This window comes from Streptomyces sp. NPDC001709 (genome assembly GCF_053596375.1).
The window spans coordinates 68,130-86,973 of sequence record NZ_JBSFGB010000029.1 but is presented as its reverse complement, the minus strand read 5'-3'; the positions used below and the strand labels follow the sequence as shown (position 1 = coordinate 86,973).

The following is an 18,844-nucleotide window of genomic DNA, read 5'->3' as shown; positions in this document are numbered from 1 at the left end:
CCTCGTAGGGAGTTGAAATCATGGCCCCAAGCGCCATGAGTCGTGGCAAAGACAACTGGATCGCCTCTCTCTCCGAAGCCCAGCCGGTCCCGTACTGGCTGGAAGACCCCGGCAAGCCGCCCGCCGAGCCCGCTCTCACCGGCGCCGACACCTGCGACCTGCTGGTCGTCGGCGGCGGCTACAGCGGACTGTGGACCGCGCTCAACGCGAAGGAGCGCGACCCGCAGCGCGATGTGGTCCTGCTGGAAGGCCGCGAGGTGGGCTGGGCCGCCTCCGGCCGCAACGGCGGCTTCTGCGCCGCCTCCCTCACCCACGGCCTGCCCAACGGCCTCGCCCGCTGGCCGGACGAGATCGGCAAGCTGGAGGAGCTGGGCCGGCGCAACCTCGACGAGATCGAGGCCGCCGTCGCCCGGCACGGCATCGACTGCGACTTCGAGCGCACCGGCGAGATCGACGTCGCCACCGAGACCTACCAGGCCTGGGAACTGCGCGACTGGCACCGGGAGTTGACAGAGAAGGGTCTCGCGGACGGCATCGAGTTCCTGGACGCCGACGCCGTGCGCGAGCAGGTGGACTCGCCCACCTTCGAGGCCGGCCTGTGGGACCGCCGGGGCGTGGCCATGCTGCACCCGGCCAAGCTGGCCTGGGGCCTGAAGAAGGCATGTCTGGAGCTCGGGGTGCGGGTCTACGAGCACACGCCCGCGCTGAGCCTGAAGCAGTACGGCGCCGGGATGGCCGTACGCACGCCGTACGGCGCGGTCCGCGCCCGCAGGGTCGCGCTCGCCACGAACATCTTCCCGAACCTGCTGCGCCGCGTGCGCTCCTACACCGTCCCGGTCTACGACTACGCGCTGATGACCGAGCCGCTGGGGCCCGAGCAGCTGGAGTCGATAGGCTGGAAGAACAGACAGGGACTGGGGGACAGCGCCAACCAGTTCCACTACTTCCGGCTGTCCGCCGACAACCGCATCCTGTGGGGCGGCTACGACGCGATCCACCACTACGGCGGCCGGGTCCGGGCGGAGTACGACGACCGGCCGGAGACGTACGCCAAGCTCGCCGGCCACTTCTTCACCTGCTTCCCGCAGCTGGAGGGCGTCCGCTTCACCCACGCCTGGGGCGGCGCGATCGACACCTGCTCGCGCTTCTCGGCGTTCTTCGGTACGGCGCACCAGGGCAGGGTCGCGTACGCGGCCGGGTACACCGGCCTGGGCGTGGGAGCGACCCGCTTCGGCGCGGATGTGATGCTCGACCTGCTGGCCGGGGAGCGCACCGAGCGGACCGAGCTGGAGATGGTGCGCAAGAAGCCGCTGCCGTTCCCGCCCGAGCCGTTCGCCTGGACCGGGATCGCCCTCACCAAGTGGTCCCTGGCCCGCGCGGACGCGCACGGCGGCCGCCGCAATCTGTGGCTGCGGACGATGGACCGGCTGGGGCTGGGCTTCGACAGCTGAGGTCTTTCGCCGCCGGCCCTGGAATGTGATCCAGATCACTCCAATGGGAGTGCGGAACCCGCGTAATGCCCCCGGAAGGCCTCCCTCTCTCCTCTGACGCGACCGCGCACAACGGTCGGGCGAGAGAGCGAGAGAGGGAGGCCTTCTGATGACTGGGGCGAAGACGGCCGTCGAGTGGCTGGCATCCGTCGCACCGGACCCCGAAGCCTGCCGCTGGGAATGGGAGCGCAACCCCCTCGGGGTCGCGCTGCTGCCCGCCGGCAGGGCCTGGGACGTACTGATCCTGCCGGGCGACCTCGGCTATCCGACCCTGGACGTACTCATCCGTGTGCTCGACCGGGCCGGCCCCGTGCTCGCCGACTTCGGCGACAACCGGGTCGGGTTCTTCGTGCCGCCGGGCACCGCGGCCCGCTGGGTCGGCACCGGCATCCGTACCGCCGGACCCGGCACCTGGATCGTCGTACCGCATCCGGGCCGGGCGACCCGGGGTGTGCGCTGGCTGGTACCACCGGACGGCTCGGGCATGCTGACCGACCCCGCGCTGCTGGAGCTGGCGATGCACGAGGCGGCCGCGGGGCTGGCCAGGGGTGGGGAAAGGGAGGGCTAGGGCAGGTCTGACGAAGAAGGCGCACTGCGGCCCGTACGCGACCCACGGGAGTCGGCCCGCGCCGCGCGGTCCGATGACATGGTCGGTGCACTGGGACCGCTACTCGAACGGGGAGTTCCGGAAGACCTTCGACGCGTACGTCGGCCGGGGCCCGGCACCAGGGACAGGGCGGTCAGCAGCACGGTGCCCAGGCACCAGCTGGCCACCACGTCCAGCGGCCAGTGCCAGCCGTGCCGGACCAGGCCGTACGACACCCCGAGCACCAGGGCCGCGCAGCCGCCGACCAGGATCCGGCGGGCGGCCGTGGAGCGCAGCCAGGGGAGCAGGAGCAGGGTCGCGGAGCCGTAGGCGACGCTCGCCGTGGCCGTGTGCCCGGAGGGGAAATAACCGACGCCCGGCGGTATCACGGGGGGCGCCGGCCGTGCGGTCCAGTCCTTGAGCGGCACGACGATCACCGGGACCAGCGCCATCAGCACGGCCGCGGCGGCGGGCGGCAGCCACCACAGGCGCGTACCGGCGGCGCGCCCCCGCCAGAGGGCGTAGATCACGGCCGCGGCGAGCACCGGCACGGCGACCTGGATGTTGCCGAGGTCGGAGAGGGCCGCGGAGAACCGGTCCGTATGGACGAGGGCCCGGCTCAGGCGTGCGTCCAGGCCCAGCAGCGGGCCGTGCGCGACGACCTGCCAGGTGATCAGGGCGAAGAGGGCGGCCGGGAGGCCGAGGAGCGGGGCACGGCGGACTACGGTCGACACGGTGCCCAGCTTCGCAGGTTTCTTCGCGCGTCCGGGGGAGTTCCCGCGTCCGGGGATGTCGGTGCGCGCGGAAGGAGGTCGGCCGCCCCGGAACAGGGGGGGTAGTTCCGAGGCGGCCGTCCGGATCGGAACGTCGCGCGCCCCGGGGGGTTTGGGGCGGCGACCGTCCGATCGGTGAGGAGATCCCGGCGTCAGGCGCCGGTTGTGTGCGCGAGGGCACGACCAGGTCGAAGCTGGGGAGGCCTCGGCCTGAAATCGCCCACAGTCCCCTGTGGGCGGGGTGTATCTCTCATCTGGGTAGAACCTACGGCAGGCCGACGCGCTTGGGCAGATGGAACGGCATCCCGTCATCCACCTCGCACACCTTCTTCACACGGCCTGCCGTAGGCGCCCGCCAGAGGTGCGGGCGTGCTGTTCAGATGCGCGCGAAGGCCTGCTCGATGATGTCGAGGCCCTCGCCCAGCAGGTCCTCGCCGATGACCAGCGGGGGCAGGAAGCGCAGCACGTTGCCGTAGGTGCCACAGGTCAGGACCAGCAGGCCCTCGGCGTGGCAGGCCTTGGCGAGCGCGGCGGTGGCCTCGGGGTTCGGCTCCTTGGTGGTGCGGTCCTTGACCAGCTCGATCGCGATCATCGCGCCACGCCCACGCACATCACCGATGACGTCGAACTTCTCGGCCATGGCGGTGAGGCGACCCTTCATGATCTCCTCGATGCGCTTGGCCTTGCCGTTGAGGTCCAGCTCCTTCATGGTCTCGATGGCACCGAGCGCACCGGCGCACGCGACCGGGTTGCCGCCGTAGGTACCACCCAGGCCACCGGCGTGCGCGGCGTCCATGATCTCGGCGCGCCCGGTGACGGCGGCGAGCGGAAGGCCACCGGCGATGCCCTTGGCGGTGGTGATGAGGTCCGGGACGATCCCCTCGTCCTCACAGGCGAACCACTGCCCGGTCCGGCAGAACCCGGACTGGATCTCGTCGGCGACGAAGACGATCCCGTTGTCCTTGGCGAACTGGCTGATCGCGGGCAGGAAGCCCTTGGCCGGCTCGATGAAGCCGCCCTCACCGAGCACCGGCTCGATGATGATCGCGGCCACGTTCTCGGCGCCGATCTGCTTGGTGATCTGGTCGATGGCCTGCTTCGCGGCCTCCGGGCCACAGTTCTCCGGGCCGGTCAGCCAGCGGTAGCCGTACGCGACGGGGACGCGGTAGACCTCGGGCGCGAACGGGCCGAAGCCGTGCTTGTACGGCATGTTCTTGGCGGTGAGCGCCATGGTCAGGTTGGTGCGCCCGTGATACCCGTGGTCGAACACGACGACGGCCTGCCGCTTGGTGTACGCGCGGGCGATCTTGACGGCGTTCTCGACGGCCTCGGCGCCCGAGTTGAACAGCGCGGACTTCTTGGCGTGGTCGCCCGGCGTCAGCTCGGCCAGCGCCTCGGCGACGGCCACGTACCCCTCGTAAGGGGTGACCATGAAACAGGTGTGGGTGAAGTCGGCCAGCTGGGCGCTCGCGCGGCGTACGACGGCCTCGGCGGAGCCGCCGACCGAGGTCACGGCGATACCGGAACCGAAGTCGATCAGACGGTTGCCGTCGACGTCCTCGATGATGCCGCCGTCCACGCGCGTCGTGAACACGGGCAGTACGGAGCCCACGCCCTGCGCGACCGCGGCGGTACGGCGGGCCTGCAGCTCCTGCGACTTCGGGCCGGGGATGGCGGTGACGACGCGGCGCTCCTGCGGAAGTGCGGTCATGGGGGCTCCTGATGATCTTGCGTACCGGGCGGTCTGACCGTGCGTCCCGGACGATTCCGGGCGAGTCGTTTTCGGCCGCATACCTATCTTTCTTCGCAGGCTAGGGCCGGGGGTGGGGGGTGGGCATGCTCCATGTGGGCGTCTTCGGGGTAGGGGGTTGTCCGGAGTGGACATAGCCGTGTGGCCGGGGTTCGCCCAGTCGGCGGGCGTTCTCGGCCGCGTAAGCGGTGAACTCCCCTTGCCTGGGCGTTAGATTGCTCGCTGATGGTGGACGGAACGGCTGGTCAGGGGGCAAGGGCGATGGACAGCGACGGCACCCGAGACGCACGCGGCACGCATGCGAATCCTGTACCTCGCCCGGCTATGCCATTTGAGGGGGGTGCGGTGCCGCCGATGCCGACGGTACCGCCCGGTGTGCCGCCCACCTCTGGTGGCTCGGCATTCTTGCAGTGGCTGCGTACTCCCCGCCCGGAAGTCACACCCGGCGTCTGGCGCTTCGGGTACCGGCCCCGGCCCCAGGAGGCCAGCGGCTGGGTCTCCGACCGGGCGCTGCTGGCGGGAGCAGTGGGTTCGCTGCTCGCGGCCCTGCTGGTGTGGTCACTGTGGGTCAACAATCTGGTGCCCCACAAGAGGATCCTGCTGGAGCTGGTCACGCCGTCCGACTGGTGGGGCTTCGACCCGCCCCGGGCGGCCCTCACCGCGAGCGCCGTCTACGACAGCCTCTTCGCCACCCTGGTGCTGTACTACTTCGCGCGGGTGGGCAACTGGAAAGAGGTGGTCCGGCGCTACGTGACCGACCGTCCGCAGCCGTCGCGTGCGCTGCGTGCCGCCGCGCTCGGCGCGCTCATCGCCTGGCTCGTCGTCTGGCACGGCTTGCTGTCGTACTACAAGCTCGCCGTCAGCGTCACACCTGCCGACTGGCTCTTCGTGCCAGGGGACCCCGTAGGCACGCTGAACCGGCTCAAGATCCTCAAGATCGTGCTGACGCTGCTGGTCCTGTGGCCGTTCGCCGTAGCGGGCGATTGGCTGGGATTGCTGCGTGGCCTGCAACGTTCCAGGTCGGGGGCCGAGAACGCCGAAGCGGCGACGCCCGCCGCCAGCACAGACTGGCCCGAGCTCCACGCCTACGGTCAGAACGCGGTGGCCGAGCGGCTGACCGAGGAGGCGCGCGCGGGCCGGATGAACGACGTGGACTGCGCGAGGATCCGCCGCGCCTGGACCTCCGTGGTGGCCGACCCGGTGCGTCTGGAAGCGTTCACCTCCACCGTGCTCGGCAGCGGTGCCCGCGCCTGTCTGCACCCCTCCGGGCAGCGCGACCTCCCCACCCGCACGGCCACCCATGACTTGCTGACCTCTCAGGTCCGTATCGGCCGGTACGCGGACGGCGAGCGCACACCGCCTGCCCACCGTGCCGCGGGCGCCGCCGTGGACCCCGGCACGCTGGGTACGTCCCTGTTGGTGGTCGGCCCGAGCGGCTCGGGCAAGACCGCGCGCCTCGTGCGGCCCATCGCCGAGTCCTGCGCCCTCCAGGCCCTCGCCGGGCAGGCGGCTCTCGTCACGGTGACCGCCGCTGGAACGCCGTTGGGCACCGATCAGGGCTACGACATCGTGATCAAGCCGGGGGACCGCACTTCGGAGTACGACCTCGATCTCTATGGCGGAACGGACAGCCCGGACGAGGCAGCCGCTCTCCTCGCCGATGTTCTGGCCGGGGACTGGGCCGAGGTCGAACTACGGCGTGCGGTGACCGTACTGGCGCAGCTCCTGGGGCCCTTCCGCGCCGCCCACGGCCGGTTCCCGTCGGTGCCCGAACTCAGAGCCTTGCTCGACGGGGAGCCGTCGGCACTGGAACGACTGAAGGCGATGCTCGACCCGCAGGAGCACTCTCTGTTGCACCGGGAACTGGACGCACGCGTACGCCAAGCGGGCATCCCCGGAGACCTGGGGATAGTGCTCGCCGATCGGCTCGGCTGTCTGGACCGTCCGGCTTTCGCCGGCTTCTTCGACACCTCCGCCGACGCACGGCCCTTCACCCTGCGGTCGCTCGACCATCCGCTGAGGGTCAGGATCGACCTGCCGGAACGGGCCCATCCAGAGGCCGCCCAATTGCTGGCCCGGTTGGTGCTCGCCCAGTTCACGGCGAGCATGGCCACGCGCGCGGATCGCTCCTTGTTCGCCTGTCTGGTCCTGGACGACGCGACACATGCGATCACCTCCGGGTCTGTGCGTGCCCTGCGCAGGCTGCGGGAGAGTCACGCCGGTGTGGTCTTGAGCCTGCGGGCCCTCGGTGATGTGCCGGAACACCTGCGGCAGCCCCTGATCGCGGCGGTCGGCTGCCACGCCGCCTTCTCGGGGATCACCACCTGGGAGGGCGCCCTGTTCGCAGAGGCATGGGGCACGGAATGGGTGGAGACGACGGAGGTCGCCAAGCACACGGTGTACGCGAACCAGCCGTTGACCCGGTTGCTTCACGCCGTCCGGAAACTCGGCACCGGTAAGCCCGTCACCACGGATGCCGTCACCGTCCGCCAGGTAGAGCGGGAGCGGTGGTCCGCTTCCGAGTTGGCTCATGGGGTGCCGGCAGGGCATGCCGTGTTGTCGTTGACCAGTGTGCGGGGGGAGCACGCGCCGCCGTTGTTGGTGGATCTGCGGGGGTGAGGAGGCCGCGGGGGACCATACGGTGAGGCAGAATCGGCGTAGGCCGTTCATACGCCGTGGCCAAAAGATCACACCGTGAAGGTCCCATGCCTCCCACCCTCGCCTCGCTCGTCCACCACTCCGCGCTCAAGCTGACCGTTCGCGCGGGCGAGGACCGTCTCGACGTGCCCGTCCGCTGGGCCCACGTCAGCGAGCTGGCCGACCCCGTGCCGTACATGGAGGGCGGCGAGCTGCTGCTGATCACCGCGCTGAAGCTGGACGCGGAGGATCCGGAGGCCATGCGGCGGTATGTGAAGCGGCTGGTCGGGGCCGGGGTCGTCGGGCTCGGGTTCGCCGTGGGGGTGAATTACGAGGAGATCCCCAAGGCTCTCGTCGACGCCGCCCGGGAAGAAGGGCTGCCGCTGCTCGAAGTACCCCGCCGTACCCCCTTCCTCGCCATCAGCAAGGCCGTGTCCGCCGCCATCGCCGCCGACCAGTACCGCGCCGTCACGGCAGGCTTCGCCGCGCAGCGCGAGCTGACCAAGCAGGCCCTGAACGCCGGGCCCGAGGGACTGCTCGCCGCGCTCGCCGCGCAGGTCGACGGATGGGCCGCGCTGTACGACGCCTCCGGCGCCGTCGTCGCCGCCGCGCCGGAGTGGGCGGGGCGGCGTGCCGCCCGGCTCACCGCCGAGGTCGAGCGGTTGCGGGAGCGGCCCGCGCCCGCATCCTCCGTTGTGGGCGGGCCCGATCACGAGGACCGGGTGGAGCTGCACTCCCTCGGGACGGGGCGCAGGCCGCGTGCCGCGCTCGCCGTGGGCACCGCCGCGGCCCTCGGCACCGCCGAGCGGTACGCCGTCCACTCCGCCATCGCCCTGCTCACCCTCACCACCGAACGCTCCCGCTCCCTGCACGCGGCCGAACAGCGCATCGGTACGGCGGTGCTGCGCATGCTGCTCGCCGGCCAGCCCGACCACGCCCGGGCCGTCGCCGGGGACCTGTACGGCGGCCTGCTCGACGCGCCGTTCCGGATGATCGTCGCCGAGTCCGCGTCGGGATCCGCTGCCCGGGCGCACGCCGATGCGCGCGGCCATGTGCGGGCGCCCGGTGCCGGGGGCGCGTCCGCGTCCGGGGCCGCCGTACTCGGCGGGGATCCGCTGGGCGGGCTCGCGGAGAGCGTGGAGGCCGCCGCCGCCCGCTCCGGGGAGGCCGTGCTGGTCGTGCCGGACGGGGAGCGGCTGGTGGTGCTCGTCGCCGACGGGGGCGCGGCGGTGGCCGCCTGTACGCAGTACGCGGCGGCGCTGGAGGCGGCGCGCGCGGCGCCCGAGCAGGCCGGGGTGGACGAGGAGGAACTGGTCGTCGGGCTGTCCGCGCCGGCCGGTCCGATCGCCGCCGCCGCGGCCTACAAGCAGGCCGAGCAGGCGCTGTCGGTGGCCCGGCGGCGGGGGCGGGTGCTGGTGGAGCACGAGCAGCTGGCCGCGGGGTCCGTGCTGCCATTGCTGGCCGACGACGCGGTGAAGGCGTTCGCGGACGGGTTGCTGCGGGCGCTGCACGAGCACGACGCGACCGGGCGGGGGGATCTGGTGGCCTCGCTGCGGGCCTGGCTGTCGCGGCACGGGCAGTGGGACGCGGCCGCCGCGGACCTGGGGGTGCACCGGCATACGCTGCGGTACCGGATGCGGAGGGTGGAGGAGATCCTCGGGCGGTCCCTGGACGATCCCGACGTCCGGATGGAGCTGTGGCTCGCCCTGAAGGCGACCAGCACCGAGTAGTCCAAACAGTAGTGCCCGGTCCGGCTACTGCTACGACTCGGACAAGCGACCCCCGGCTGCCCCCGCCCTACCGTGGACCACGCAACCGTAAGCACACCACTCAACGCGGAAGGGCCGGGACTCGCACATGACTTCCATCCACGCCTTCTGGCTCGCCGGCCGCCAGGTCACCGGCGAGGACACCTTCGACGTCACCTCCCCGTGGGACGGCCGGCTCGTCGGCAAGGTCAGCGTGCCGACCGACGCCCAGGTCGAGGAGGCCGTGGCCGCCGCGTACGCCGTGCGGGACGAGTTCGCCGCCACCCCGGCGCATGTGCGTGCCGCCGCGCTCGACCACGTCAGCAAGCGGCTGGTCGAGCGCACCGAGGAGATCGCCCAGCTGATCTCCGCCGAGAACGGCAAGCCGATCAAGTGGGCGCGGGGCGAGGTCGGCCGTGCCGTCTCCGTCTTCCGCTTCGCGGCCGAGGAGGCCCGCCGGTTCAACGGCGGCGAGGCCCAGCGCCTCGACACCGACCTCGGTGGGCAGGGCCGCCTGGCCCTCACCCGCCGCTTCCCGAAGGGTGTCGTCCTCGGTATCGCGCCGTTCAACTTCCCGCTGAACCTGTGCGCCCACAAGGTCGCCCCGGCGATCGCGGCCGGTGCTCCGATCATCCTCAAGCCGGCCCCGGCCACCCCGCTCTCCGGCCTGATCATCGGTGACCTGCTCGCCGAGACCGACCTGCCCGCCGGCTCCTGGTCGATCCTCCCGGTCGCCAACGACAAGATGCCCGCCCTCGTCCAGGACGAGCGGCTGCCGGTGATCTCCTTCACCGGTTCCGAGAAGGTCGGCTACGCGATCATGGACTCGGTGCCGCGCAAGCACTGCACGCTGGAGCTGGGCGGCAACGGGGCCGCGGTCGTCCTCGGCGACTTCGCCTCCGACGCCGACCTGGACTGGGCCGCGACCCGGATCGCGACCTTCTCCAACTACCAGGGCGGCCAGTCCTGCATCTCGGTGCAGCGCGTGATCGCCGACGCCTCCGTGTACGACCGTCTGCTGCCGCGCATCGTGGCCGCCGTCGAGGCCCAGGTCACCGGTGACCCGTCCGACGCCAAGACGGACGTCGGCCCGCTGGTGAGCGAGGACGCCGCCAAGCGCGTGGAAGCCTGGGTGAAGGAGGCGGTCGAGGCCGGCGCCACGCTCCTCACCGGCGGCGACCGCGACGGCGCCTCCTACGCGCCGACCGTCCTCACCGACGTACCCGCGAACGTCACCCTCTCCTGCGAGGAGGTCTTCGGTCCGGTCCTCACCGTGCAGAAGGTGGACGGCGAGGCCGAGGCGTTCGCCGCGGTCAACGACTCCAAGTACGGCCTCCAGGCGGGCGTGTTCACCCACGACCTGCAGGTCGCCTTCCGCGCCCACCGCGCCCTCGAGGTCGGCGGCGTGGTGATCGGCGACGTCCCGTCCTACCGCGCCGACCAGATGCCGTACGGCGGCGCCAAGCAGTCCGGCGTGGGCCGAGAGGGCGTCAAGTTCGCGATGGACGACTACACATACGAGCGCGTGCTGGTCCTGACCGGCCTCGCGCTCTGACCTGCCACGGACAGGTCAGCCGGAAACGGCCGCAGCCCACTGTGCGGGGGCTGCGGCCGTTTCCCTCTTTTCTGCCTGTTTTCTGCTTCTGGGTAAAGGATTCGATATCGGCGGTTCAAGACTCCTGCCCTGAGGGTTGTTCTGTCCATGACTCACCCGATGAGATGCGCCTGACCACTCCGTTCGCGTCGGGTTCGACCTGTTCAGGACGGAACAGACCACTCAGGGGACCACATGCACATAGCCCGTTCCGGGCGCGGCGTCGCGGCGTCCGCCGCCACCGTCGCGCTCGTCGCCGCCGCACTGGCGGCCACCTCCCAGGCCGGCGCCACCACCGCCGCGCCCGCCGGCGTACCGCACACCTTCGCGCAGCCGGCCATCGCGGGGCACAACCTGGTCCACGGCGTGGCCAGCCCCCTGCCCATCGAGCAGTGCCAGGCCAAGTGGCACATCAACTGCTACAACCCGCTCCAGTACCGCACTGCGTACAACCTGAACCCGCTGTACAAGAAGGGCATTACGGGCAAGGGTCGGACGATCGTCATCGTCGACTCCTTCGGCTCCCCGACCGTCCAGCACGACCTGGACGTGTACAGCAAGCAGTTCGGGCTGCCCAGCACCAAGGTCAAGGTGGTCAAGTGGGGTCACGTCCCCGTCTTCGACCCCAAGAACTCCGACATGACCGGCTGGGCCGGCGAGACCACGCTGGACGTGGAGATGGCCCACGCCGTCGCGCCGGACGCGAAGATCGTGCTGGTGGAGACGGCAGTCGCCGAGACCGAGGGCACCACGGGTCTGCCGGAGATGATGTCCGCCGAGAAGTCCCTGATCGACCACGGCGTCGGCGACGTCATCAGCCAGAGCTTCGGCGCCACCGAGAACACCTTCCCGGGCTTCGACAAGGGCGACTTCTCCAGCATCAAGAAGCTGCGGTACGCGTTCGAGGCCGCGCAGCGCAAGCACGTGACCGTGCTCGCCTCCTCCGGTGACGGCGGCGCCACCGACATGAAGGCGGACGGCAAGTCGTACTACAACAAGCGCGTCAACTCCTGGCCCTCGTCCGACCCGCTGGTCACCTCCATCGGCGGCACCCAGCTCCACCTGAACGACAAGGGCCAGCGCACCAAGCCGGACAGCGTCTACAACGACTACGGCGCGGGCGGCGGCGGCCAGTCCCACGTCTTCACCCGCCCGGGCTTCCAGGACGGTGTGAAGAACGTCGTCGGCACCCGCCGCGGCACCCCGGACATCTCGATGGCCGCCGCGGTCAACGGCGGTGCCTGGGTCTACTCCAGCTACGACCCGACCGCCACCGGCTGGGACGTCTCCGGCGGCACCAGCGAGGCCAGCCCGCTGTTCTCGGGCATCGTCGCCCTCGCCGACCAGGCGGCCGGCCACCGTGTCGGCGACATCAACGCGGCCCTCTACACCCTTCTCAAGCAGAAGAACCCGGGCCTCGTCGACGTCAACGACGGCACCGACAACAGCTACCAGGGCGTCAAGGGCTACAAGGCCGTCAACGGCTACGACATGGCCACCGGCGTAGGCACCCTGGACGCCCTCCGCTTCGTCCCGGCCCTCGCCAAGACGAGCCGCGGCTGACGAGTCCGACACCCTGACGTTCGCGGTCGCACGTCACCGCACGTCAGCCTTGCAGAAGGGGCCCGGCACCGCTGCCTTTCGGTGTCGGGCCCCTTCCCGTCGTCGGCTGATCCGGACCCTCAACCGGAGAAGCCGACGTGCGCGAGCCGCAGTGGGCCGCGCAGTCCGAGGTGGACGTCGTGCACGCCGTCGGCGACAAGCGCGACGGCCAGGGTCCCGTAGGTGTAGGCGTCGGCCGTGGGGGTGTCCAGGGTCAGCGTGGCCAGCACCGGGCCGCCGTCCAGGGACAGTTCCAGTACGCCCTCTCCCGCCACCTGTGCCGTCATCTCGCGCACGCCCGTGCGGAAGTCGCAGGCGCGATAGACCAGTTCGGCCGTCCCGCCGTCCGCCGGTGTCACCGCGTCGCCCGCCGTCCGCGTCCGGTCCACGATCACGATGCCGGACTGCTCGTCGAAGTCGGCCGCCGCCAGGCCGCGCCGGATCACCGGGCGCGGGGCCGGAGGCGTGCCGTCGAGGTGGACGGTCGTACGCAGGCGGACGTCCTCGCTGGACGCGCCGACCAGCAGGTCGTACGGGCCCTCCTCCAGCCGTCGGCCGCCCTGTGCCACGTCCCAGAACTCCAGTGACCTCAAAGGCACTTCGAAGGACACGGCGGTCGTCTCGCCGGGGGTGAGCGTGAGCCGGCGGTGGGCCAGGAGCTCGCGGCGCGGGCGGGCCACCGACGGGTCCGCGGCCCGTCCGTAGAGCTGCGCCACCTCGTCGGCCGGCCGGTCGCCGGTGTTCGTCACCGTGCAGGAGACGCGCACCGTGCCGTCCTCGACCGCGGCCCTGAGGTCGGCGTAGGCGAAGGACGCGTAGGAGAGGCCGTGGCCGAAGGGGAAGAGCGGGGTGCCGTCGAAGTAGAGGTACGTCTGGCGGCTGCCGATCACGTCGTAGTCGAGGAGGTCGGGCAGGTCGGCGTCGGCGGCGTACCAGGTCTGGGGGAGGCGGCCGGCCGGGGAGACGTCGCCGGCCAGGGTGCGGGCGAGGGCCGTGCCCGCCGCCTGGCCGCCGTGCGCGGTCCACAGCACCGCCGGCAGTCGCGTCACCTCCACCGCGTACGGATAGGCCGAGGTCAGGACCAGCGCGGTGTGCGGGTTCGCGGCGCGGGCCGCGCGCAGCAGCCGTTGCTGGTGCGCGGGCAGCTCCAGGGTCGTACGGTCCTCGGTCTCGCGGCCGCCTATGTGCGGGTCGTTGCCCGCGACGACCACCACGACGTCCGCCTGCTCCGCCGCCCGGGTCACCGCCTCCTCGCCCCGCTCGACCGTGATCACCTCGAAGACGTCACCGCCGCCCTCGCCCTCGGCAACCTTCACGCCGTCGGCGGCGACCTGGACATGACGACCCGTGCCCAGGTGTGTGAGGAGGTGACCGTTCTGGTGGGGTTCGAGGCGGAAGGTCTCCTGGACCACCCAGCCGCCCGGCTGGTCGGCGGCGGCGCGTACGAAACCGTCCTCGGCGACCGAGAGATAGCGGCCGTCGGGCGCCCGCAGGGTCAGCACACCCTCGCCCCAGTCCACCAGCGCGAACTCGGTCCCGACGGTGTCCGCGACGAGCGGCGGCAGATCGGTGCGGCCGGAGAGCAGGGCCGGGTCCAGGGCACCCTCGGCGCCGCGCGCCTGCACCGGCGCGTCCGCGGCCGGCACGCGCAGGAAGGCCCCGGCGGCGGTGCGCAGCCGGACGCGGTCCACGCCCTCCGCGAACTCCACGCGGTCCGCGCCGAACCGCTCGTACAGGCCCTCCAGGGCGGTGGAGCGGTGCAGCAGGGCGCCGCTGTACCAGTCGAGTTTGCACTCGTCGGCGAGGAGACCGACCACCGCGATCCGGGTGTCGGCGGCGAGGGGCAGGAGGTCGTCGTCGTTCTTCAGCAGCACGATCGCCTGCTCGGCGGCCTCCTGCGCGAGCGCCCGGTGCGCGGGGGTGTCGAACTCGCCGGTGCCGGCGTGCGGATCGTAGTGCGGGTCGAACTCGCCGAGCCGGAACCGGACGGAGAGCTGGCGGCGTACGGCGGTGTCGATGTCCGCCTCGGACACCAGCCCCTGTTCGTACGCCTTCCTGACCCGCTCGACGATCCGGGCGCTGTCCGTGCCGTGGTCGGTGAAGCTGTCCACACCGGCCAGCAGGGCGGCCGCGGTGGCCTCCTCGTGGGTGTCGAAGTAGTGCTCGGCGTCGACGAGGTTGGAGGGCGCGCCCGCGTCCGAGCAGACCAGCAGCTCCTCGTCGGTCCAGGTGCGCAGCTCGGAGCGCAGGTACGGCGAGAGGTGGTTGGGGCGGCCGTTGACCAGGTTGTAGGCGGGCATCACCCCGGCCACCGCGCCGGCCTCGACGGTCTCCCGGAAGGCGCGCAGATCGTACTCGTGCAGCACGCGCGGGCGGACCGAGGCGGACGAAGTGGCCCGGTCGGTCTCGTTGTTGTGGGCGAGCCAGTGCTTGAGGACGGGAGCCGTGCGCCAGTACACCGGATGGTCGCCGCGCAGGCCGCGCGTGTACGCCGTGGCGATCGCCGAGGTCAGCTTCGAGTCCTCCGAGTAGCCCTCCTCGTTACGGCCCCACAGCGGATGCCGGAGCAGATTGACCGTCGGGGCCCAGACGTTGAGGCCGACCCGGTCGTCCCGCGCCCGCATCGCGCGCACCTCCCTGGACACCGCCTCGCCGATCCGCCGCACCAGCTCCGGGTTCCAGGTCGCGCCGAGTCCGACGGCCTGGGGGAACACCGTCGCCGGGCCCATCCAGGCGACGCCGTGCAGGGCCTCCTGGCCGGTGCGGAAGGCGGCGATGCCCAGACGCTCCACGGCGGGCGCGAACTGGTGCAGGAAGGAGATCTTCTCGTCCCGGGTGAGCCGCGCCAGCAGGTCGTCGATGCGCTTCGCGAAGGGCAACGTCGGATCGCGGAACGGGGGTGTGGGTGGCGAGTCAACGGTCACGAGCTGTTCCCCTTGCGGATGGAGCGGCGAGACAGTTTCGAAGCGCTTCGATGCTCAAACGAGAAGGGTAGGATGTCAAGCTCCCTGCGGAATCTTGGGAGCGACCCTTGTGTGCCCTCAGGTGTTCACTTAACCTCACAGCAAAATCGAAGCGCTTCGACGCCTGGTCAAGGACTACCCGAACCTCGCCGCCATCTACGGCGTGTCGGTGCTGCGGCCATGAGGAACGCACCGGTCCACGGGACCTGGGAGCCCGCCCCGGCGGCTCCGGGACCGGTTGCTCAGCGGCGACCTCACGGTGACCCCAGATCACCCCCCACTTCCCCGCGCTGTCATTCCGCGATCGGCAGCCTCGCCCCGTCCCGTAGGAACAGCGGGATGCGCTCCAGCGGCGCGTCGACCGTCACCGCCGTACCGCCCTCGTACGGCCGACCCGTCCACGCGTCCGTCCAGCGCGCCCCCGCAGGGAGGTACGTCGTCCGGGCCGTGGCCCCTGCCGTCAGTACCGGGGCGACCAGCAGGTCCCGGCCGAAGAGGTAGGCGTCGTCCACCGACCACGCCGACTGGTCCTCGGGGAACTCCAGGAACAGCGGGCGCAGCACCGGCAGCCCGTCCTCATGGGCCTCCCGCATGACGTCGAGGATGTACGGCTTCAGGCGCTCGCGCAGGCGCAGGTACGTCTCCAGGATCGCGCCGGCCTCTTCCCCGTACGACCACACCTCGTTCGGGCCGCCCGTCATCTCCGGGCCCAGCGGCATGCCCGGGTCGCGGAAGCCGTGCAGGCGCATCAGCGGGGAGAACGCGCCGAACTGGAACCAGCGGATCATCACCTCGCGGTACGCCGGGTCCTCCGGGTCGCCGCCGTGGAAGCCGCCGATGTCCGTGTTCCACCAGGGGATGCCGGACAGCGCGGTGTTGAGGCCGGCCGCGATCTGGCGGCGCAGGGTGGCGAAGTCGGTGCCGATGTCGCCGGACCACAGTGCCGCGCCGTAGCGCTGGCTGCCCGCCCACGCCGAGCGGTTGAGACTGATCACCTCGTCGTCGCCGAGGCCGGACGCCCGCAGGCCCTCGTAGAAGGTGCGGGCGTTCTCACGCGGGTAGAGGTTGCCCACCTCCAGGCCCGGGCCCGCCCAGTAGCGCAGGTTCTCCGGGAAGCCCGGCTTCAGCTCCGGCTCGCAGGCATCCAGCCAGAACGCCGAAATGCCGTACGGGGAGAGGTAGTTGTCGTGAACCCGGGACCACACGAACGCACGGGCCTCGGAGTTCGTGGCGTCGTAGAAGGCCACCTGGACGGGGGAGGCGACCTCCTTGTCCGGCCAGTCGGCGTGCGCCGCCGGGCCGTACTGGGTGCCGATGAAGTGGCCGCGTTGCTCCATGACCGCATGGTTCTCGGACAGCGGCGACACGGACGGCCACACGGACACCACCAGCTTGATGCCCAGTTCGTCCAGCTCGCGGACCATCGCCGCCGGGTCGGGCCACTCCTTCGGGTCGAACCGCCACTCGCCGAGGCGGGTCCAGTGGAAGAAGTCGCACACGATCGCCGAGAGGGGAAGGCCCCGGCGCTTGTACTCCCGGGCCACGGCGAGGAGTTCGTCCTGGGTGCGGTAGCGCAGCTTGCACTGCCAGAAGCCGGCCGCCCACTCCGGCAGCATCGGCGAACGGCCGGTCGCCGCGCTGTAGGCGCGCTGGCCGTCGGCCGGGGTGCCTGCCGTGATCCAGTAGTCGATCTGCCGGGCCGAGTCCGCGACCCAGCGGGTGCCGTTGCCCGCCAGCTCCACCCGGCCGATCGCCGGGTTGTTCCACAGCAGGGTGTAGCCCCGGCTGGACACCAGCACCGGCACACTCACCTCGGCGTTGCGCTGCACCAGGTCCAGCACCAGGCCCTTGTGGTCCAGGCGCCCGTGCTGGTGCTGGCCGAGGCCGTACAGCTTCTCGTCCTCGTAGGCGGCGAAGCGCTGCTCCAGGCGGTGGTGGCCGCCCCCCACGGCCGTGTACAGACGCGGGCCCGGCCACCAGAAGTGGGCCCGCTCCTCGGCGAGCAGTTCCGTACGGTCGTCGGTGCGCAGAAAGCGGACCAAGCCCTCGGCGCTCACCTCGGCGGTCAGCGCGCCGACCGTCAGCCGCGCCTCGCCGTCACCGATCTCGACCGTGGCGTCCCGCGCGGGCGGGGGGGCGAGGAGGGCGCCCGGCAGTCCCTCCAGCACCGGGCCGCCGAGCCGGGCCCGGACCCGGACCGCGTCCGGACCCCACGGCTCGATCCGCACCGTCTCCTGACGCCCGCTCCACTCCAGCGCCCCGCCCCGCTCACGGAAGGTGCCGACGGTGGGGGAGGACTGGGCGAGACTGACCTTGGGTTCCGTGACAGCAGGCTGATTCACTGCATGCTCCTGAAGGAGTGCGGGACAGGGACAAGGCAGGCAGAGGGGTGCCCCGGTCGGACCGGGGCACGGGAAGGTACGTCAGGAGACGGCCGGCGCCGGTCCCGAGCTCGCCCGTACCGTCAGTCCGGGCGCGAGCAGCACGACCTCGTCACCGCCGCGCCCGTCCAGCTTGGCCACCAGATGCTCGACCGCGTGCCGGCCCATCTCCTGCGCCGGGATGGCGACCGAGGTCAGCCGCACCGAGGCCTGGACGGCGACCTGGTCCGGGCAGATCGCGACGACGGACACGTCCTCCGGCACGGCCCGGCCCTGCTGGCGCAGCAGCGCGAGCAGCGGTTCGACCGCCGACTCGTTCTGCACCACGAACCCGCTCGTCGCCGGGCGCTCGTCGAGGATCCGGGCCAGGGTGAGGGCCATCGCGTCGTACCCGCCCTCGCACGGCCGGTGCAGCACCCGTACGCCCGACTCGCGGGCCCGGGAGCGCAGTCCGTCGAGGGTGCGCTCGGCGAAACCGGTGTGCCGTTCGTAGACGGCCGGGGCCTCGCCGATGACGGCGATGTCGCGGTGACCGAGGCCCGCGAGGTGCTCCACGCACAGCGCGCCCGTCGCCGTCCAGTCCAGGTCCACACAGGTCAGACCCTCTGTGTCGGCGGGCAGGCCGATGAGTACCGAGGGCTGGTCGGTCTCCCGCAGCAGCGGCAGCCGCTCGTCCTCCAGCTCGACGTCCATCAGGATCATCGCGTCGGCGAGACCGCTGCCGGTCACCCGGCGCACCGCGTCGGGCCCCTCCTCCCCGGTGAGCAGCAGGACGTCGTAGCCGTGCGTACGGGCCGTGGTGGCCACCGCGATGGCGATCTCCATCATCACCGGCACATACATGTCGGTGCGCAGCGGGATCATCAGCGCGATGATGTTCGACCGCTTGCCGGCCAGGGCGCGGGCGCCGGCGTTCGGGTGGTAGCCCAGTTCCCGGATGCTCTGCTCGACCCGCTGCCGGGTGGTCGCGGAGATGGACCGCTTGCCGCTGAGGACATAGCTCACCGTGCTCGCCGAGACTCCGGCGTGCTGGGCGACCTCGGCGAGGGTGACCATCCGGCTCTCCAAGCTTTGTGAAGCGCTTCGACTGCGGCGCGTTACCGATACGGGCGAATGAGGGTGTGTTTGACAGTAGCTTCAGCAGGAGTGGGTGTCCAGTGTCTATCGAAGCGCTTCGACACCTCTTTCCTCCCTGGCCGCGCCCCCCTGCCTCGCGGAGTGATGGAGGAACCGTATCGGCCGATCGGACGCGCGAGGGGTGGTGGGGTCGGCCCGTTTCGGGTACCAACGATCCAGTAGCACTGGTCGGTAACGAACGGT

General features: G+C 71.4%; 11 protein-coding genes. 6 read left to right on the top strand and 5 right to left on the bottom strand.

Annotated elements, in window-relative coordinates:
• Window positions 1-20 precede the first annotated feature (20 nt).
• Together ACWC0C_RS33970 and ACWC0C_RS33965 are read left to right on the top strand one after the other, a co-directional pair.
• Complete coding sequence (locus tag ACWC0C_RS33970) at window positions 21-1,451, top strand: NAD(P)/FAD-dependent oxidoreductase (protein WP_449200972.1); 1,431 nt, start codon at window positions 21-23, stop codon at window positions 1,449-1,451.
• Between the two features lie 148 nt (window positions 1,452-1,599).
• Window positions 1,600-2,058 (top strand): hypothetical protein, encoded by a 459-nt coding sequence (locus ACWC0C_RS33965; protein WP_450867968.1) that lies wholly within the window; start codon window positions 1,600-1,602, stop codon window positions 2,056-2,058.
• Here ACWC0C_RS33965 and ACWC0C_RS33960 read toward each other — a convergent pair.
• Complete coding sequence (locus ACWC0C_RS33960) at window positions 2,055-2,810, bottom strand: phosphatase PAP2 family protein (protein ID WP_450867967.1); 756 nt, start codon at window positions 2,808-2,810, stop codon at window positions 2,055-2,057. The genes ACWC0C_RS33965 and ACWC0C_RS33960 overlap by 4 nt on opposite strands.
• 415 nt (window positions 2,811-3,225) lie before the next feature.
• Window positions 3,226-4,560 carry a 4-aminobutyrate--2-oxoglutarate transaminase gene (gene gabT, locus ACWC0C_RS33955; RefSeq protein WP_450867965.1) on the bottom strand — a complete coding sequence of 445 codons (1,335 nt, stop codon included), beginning with the start codon at window positions 4,558-4,560 and terminating at the stop codon, window positions 3,226-3,228.
• A gap of 393 nt (window positions 4,561-4,953) precedes the next feature.
• Here gabT and ACWC0C_RS33950 point away from each other — a divergent pair, with 393 nt between their 5' ends.
• The 4 genes from ACWC0C_RS33950 to ACWC0C_RS33935 all read left to right on the top strand — a co-directional run bounded on the left by ACWC0C_RS33950 (window position 4,954) and on the right by ACWC0C_RS33935 (window position 12,141).
• Entirely contained in the window at window positions 4,954-7,218 is a 2,265-nt protein-coding gene (locus ACWC0C_RS33950) for an ATP/GTP-binding protein (protein WP_450867964.1), read from the top strand.
• A gap of 86 nt (window positions 7,219-7,304) precedes the next feature.
• A complete protein-coding gene (locus tag ACWC0C_RS33945) occupies window positions 7,305-8,966 on the top strand; it encodes a PucR family transcriptional regulator (RefSeq protein WP_450867962.1) in 1,662 nt (553 codons plus the stop codon).
• A 127-nt stretch (window positions 8,967-9,093) separates the two neighbouring features.
• Window positions 9,094-10,539 (top strand): aldehyde dehydrogenase family protein, encoded by a 1,446-nt coding sequence (locus tag ACWC0C_RS33940; RefSeq protein WP_450867960.1) that lies wholly within the window; start codon window positions 9,094-9,096, stop codon window positions 10,537-10,539.
• A gap of 234 nt (window positions 10,540-10,773) precedes the next feature.
• Window positions 10,774-12,141, top strand: coding sequence for a S53 family peptidase (locus ACWC0C_RS33935; protein ID WP_449201962.1), 1,368 nt, complete (start codon window positions 10,774-10,776; stop codon window positions 12,139-12,141).
• Window positions 12,142-12,260: 119 nt separating this feature from the next.
• Here the strand turns inward: ACWC0C_RS33935 and ACWC0C_RS33930 are convergent, their stop codons facing one another.
• The 3 genes from ACWC0C_RS33930 to ACWC0C_RS33920 all read right to left on the bottom strand — a co-directional run bounded on the left by ACWC0C_RS33930 (window position 12,261) and on the right by ACWC0C_RS33920 (window position 18,580).
• Window positions 12,261-15,104 carry a glycoside hydrolase family 3 C-terminal domain-containing protein gene (locus ACWC0C_RS33930; RefSeq protein WP_450867959.1) on the bottom strand — a complete coding sequence of 948 codons (2,844 nt, stop codon included), beginning with the start codon at window positions 15,102-15,104 and terminating at the stop codon, window positions 12,261-12,263.
• 332 nt (window positions 15,105-15,436) lie between these two features.
• The gene (locus ACWC0C_RS33925) at window positions 15,437-17,485 is read right to left on the bottom strand and encodes a glycoside hydrolase family 31 protein (protein ID WP_450867958.1); all 2,049 of its coding nucleotides are present in this window, start codon (window positions 17,483-17,485) and stop codon (window positions 15,437-15,439) included.
• 81 nt (window positions 17,486-17,566) lie between these two features.
• The gene (locus ACWC0C_RS33920; RefSeq protein WP_450867957.1) at window positions 17,567-18,580 is read right to left on the bottom strand and encodes a LacI family DNA-binding transcriptional regulator; all 1,014 of its coding nucleotides are present in this window, start codon (window positions 18,578-18,580) and stop codon (window positions 17,567-17,569) included.
• Window positions 18,581-18,844: the final 264 nt, after the last annotated feature.